Below are 1182 nucleotides of genomic sequence, written 5' to 3'. Positions count from 1 at the left end.
GCGGCCTCCGGCAGGGAAGAGGTTCCCTGCCAACAGCCGCCGCGTCAAACCTTCACTCCGTCAGCACCGACTTTCGAAACGGGCTGTTAGGCATCATGGACTTCGTTCGCTACAGCCGTGCCCTTGGCGTTGATCCTGGGAAATGGCTGGCTAATGCACTCGATGCTCTGGACGCGAGATCCTCGGAGGAAAATTGAGTCCCCAGTGTTCTTCAAGGCGTGTGCTCGCCATACAAATAGTTTAATTCGTCATGTTGTCTTCAGGAGTAGGCGGCAATGATAATGACGGTTATTTATATAGCAGCACTTTTTAAGTGCTCGTTATGGTATTTTTGTTGACTTCAGCCGACGCAAGCGGGTCCATCTGCGGCTGACATGGAATGAATATTATGCGGAGGCGGCCAGGCGGGTGAACCCCAAGCCGATGCCGGTTGACAGGCATGCCGTTGAGTACCGTCTCCGAACCCGTTCTAATGAGGTTTCGGGGTCAATTCGTGTGGTTCAGGGTCAGTCTCACTGTGGCCCGATACCGACAAACTCAGCGCCGCCCGAACAGCTTCTCGATGTCCGCCAGCTTCAGCTCGACATAGGTCGGCCGGCCGTGGTTGCACTGGCCTGAGTGGGGGGTGGCCTCCATCTGGCGCAGCAGGGCGTTCATCTCCTCGACGTTCAGCGGCCGGCCGGCGCGCACCGAGCCGTGGCAGGCCATGGTGGCGCACACCTCCTCCAGCTTCTCCTTGAGCGACAGCGCGTCGCCCAACTCCGACAGCTCCTCGGCGAGGTCGCGGACCAGCCCCTTGACGTCGGCCTGACCAAGCAGTGCCGGCACCTCGCGCACCATCAGGCAGCCGGGGCCGAACGGCTCCAGCACCAGACCCAGCTCGGCCAACTCCCCGGCGCGCGCGGCGAGGCGGTTGGCGGAGGCCTCGTCCAGCTCCACCACCTCGGGGATCAGCAGGCCCTGGCGCTTCACGCCGCCGCTGATCATGGCGTCCTTCATGCTCTCGTAGACGAGGCGCTCGTGCGCCGCGTGCTGATCGACGATGACGATGCCCTGGCTGGTCTGGGCGACGATGTAGGTGTTGTGCACCTGGGCGCGCGCCGCGCCCAGCGGGTGCTCGTCGAGCGGCGGGGCCGCGGGGGCGGGAGGGGCGTACTCCGGCGCGCGCGCCGCCGGTGCGGC

General features: G+C 63.9%; 1 protein-coding gene and 1 pseudogene. One reads left to right on the top strand and one right to left on the bottom strand.

The annotated features are described in order from the left end of the window. On the top strand, window positions 1-197 hold a 197-nt coding region (locus TSO221_RS36235), incomplete at its 5' end, for a hypothetical protein (protein ID WP_211099143.1). A 340-nt stretch (window positions 198-537) separates the two neighbouring features. Here TSO221_RS36235 and TSO221_RS32095 read toward each other — a convergent pair. After that, window positions 538-1182: pseudogene (locus TSO221_RS32095) on the bottom strand (DNA mismatch repair protein MutL); the annotation flags it as partial.

This window comes from Azospirillum sp. TSO22-1 (assembly GCF_003116015.1).
GTDB lineage: Bacteria > Pseudomonadota > Alphaproteobacteria > Azospirillales > Azospirillaceae > Azospirillum.
This window is presented reverse-complemented; position numbering and strand designations above follow the sequence as displayed.